Annotated in this window: 3 protein-coding genes; 1 reads left to right on the top strand and 2 read right to left on the bottom strand. The window is 47.8% G+C overall.

Translation table 11 applies throughout. From position 1 onward, the window contains the following. Nucleotides 1-2 precede the first annotated feature (2 nt). A complete protein-coding gene (locus tag PMI18_RS05830) occupies nucleotides 3-221 on the top strand; it encodes a hypothetical protein (protein ID WP_007905333.1) in 219 nt (72 codons plus the stop codon). 161 nt (nucleotides 222-382) lie between these two features. On the opposite strand, the gene PMI18_RS0129770 is transcribed toward PMI18_RS05830, so the two are convergent. Both PMI18_RS0129770 and PMI18_RS31375 read right to left on the bottom strand, forming a co-directional pair. Further along, on the bottom strand, nucleotides 383-751 hold the full coding sequence (locus tag PMI18_RS0129770; protein WP_050548153.1) for a hypothetical protein: 369 nt from the start codon (nucleotides 749-751) through the stop codon (nucleotides 383-385). Between the two features lie 42 nt (nucleotides 752-793). Continuing rightward, nucleotides 794-1,908 (bottom strand): hypothetical protein (locus tag PMI18_RS31375; RefSeq protein WP_007905326.1); only part of this gene is annotated, 1,115 nt, incomplete at its 5' end.

Here is a 1,908-nt window from a genome sequence, read left to right as displayed (position 1 = left end):
TTATTGATACCCAAGCGCCACTCGATGTTCTGCAAGCCATGGCGGATTACCGCATTCGCACGGTCACTCAGGTGCTGGAAAACATCGCCTTTCGCGCCGAGATTGGTTGCGACACGGTTGTGCTTTCAGACTTTTGCAAACTGCTGGCCATTCCGTTGCGGGATGGTTGTGATTTGATGGATGTGATTGGTAGACGATTGCGGGCGCAGGCTGCGGAGTGAATGGACACGGGCGACCTGTAGGTCGCCCGTTTTATATGGTTCATACATACAAAAAACCTGACAGTCTCGGTTCTTCTATTTGTCGTACGAAAAATCGAAGATTTTTCAGGGATAGATTTATTTTCTGGCTAATAAATAAATCCGCCCCCTTATAGGTCATATTACATACCACTATATGGATCAGCAATATTATCACCAAGCTCATTTATCGCACTTTCTATCTCAGTCGCCACATCGGACGGTAGACCATTAACATCCTGACTCGATATAAACCTGAATAGTCCAACAAGGCCTAGCCTTGCAGCAACAGCAATAAAACACTCAACAATTTCCAAATTATCGGAATTCCAGCGCGAAATTAAAACCCGCTCTACTTCACCTTTTAAACAGTCACCCAAAACTGTATACGTTTGCCATTGACGATCGCTGAGCTCAAGAAAGCTCCTTACAATCTCAGAGCTCTCACACTCAGCAAGCGCACAGCTCTCGATAAGCTCGAGAAACTCAGCATGTAATTCATCTTCGGCCATGGAGTCTGGCAAGGAACAATAATACGAAAAATTCTTCACTTTTTAAAAATCCACAGGAATGTGAGTTAAATTTGAGGGCTTTCTGTATAGCTTGCCATCTTGCCCAAGTAATTTATTTCCAATTTTTATTTGCGCAGTCCATCCTGCACCAGAGTTAGACCCTGGAAACTTTGCAGCTGCGTTTGTATCAGGCGAGTGCCACTTAACTTCAATTTTTTGCCCTCCCCAAACGTACTGATATTTACTCCCATCACTGATGGTAGCAGAAGATTTGAAGCTATCTGCAATACCTGGGGGAATTAGCTTCTCCAAATCAGCAGCTTTTATTCGCCCATTACTCATAAATTCGGACGCATAGACCTTAGCGTCAAAGAATGCTGGAGGCCTACTCGGCTCTGGCTGATTCAGATATCCAAAGTCTCCATCTGCTTTTGATATAGCGTTGTCCCACTCCGGAGTGGTAGAGCCGGGTTGTCCTTTTCCTCCACCGACGGGTGACGTTTCACCGATCGGTTTCAACTTAACGCTCCCGGTTTCTCCTGATGGATGCATTCCCGGTATTACATTTATCCCGAAGGGATTGAATCCGCTTTGATCAAGGTAGACGGCGGCCTCTTTCAACCATGCCCCGTCATTGTTGACCCACAAATTACCGATCTGATCTAAATGATTTAGACCGGCAACAGTCCAATCAACCGCATTTCGCCGGGTCTGATAGTAATAAGCAAGATCGCTGTCCGAACCGCCCGGATTTAATACCTCAGTCCGCTCAATCAGACTCCCCAGTTCTCTGGCCCCCTCATCTATCTCGGCACGTATCTGCGCGCAGTTTCTCGTGGCCTGGCAGTTTTTCAGTCGCTCCCGATTAGCATCGCTACGAGCATCGAATTCTTTTTTAACTGCCTCACAGTTACCTTTGAGTCGACACGCTTTCTCTGCCGCAGCTAGGTCCTCCACATCCCGATGATTCAAGAAGTTGTACTGCGTAGCATTCGCCGCCACCGCAGCAGCAACCCCGACATCCCCACCCGAAGCCGCCGCCCCTAGCACACCGACAATTTGCGAAAGCGCAAGAATGTTGGCCTGGGCCTGGTTGTACTCCGCAGAACCCGGAACAAGGTTTGAGGGTAAAAGCTTGTCGCCCAGCAATCCGACCA

This window comes from Pseudomonas sp. GM102 (genome assembly GCF_000282555.1).
Lineage (GTDB): Bacteria > Pseudomonadota > Gammaproteobacteria > Pseudomonadales > Pseudomonadaceae > Aquipseudomonas.
Note: the sequence above shows the minus strand (reverse complement) of the source record. Positions and strands in the feature narration are given on the sequence as shown.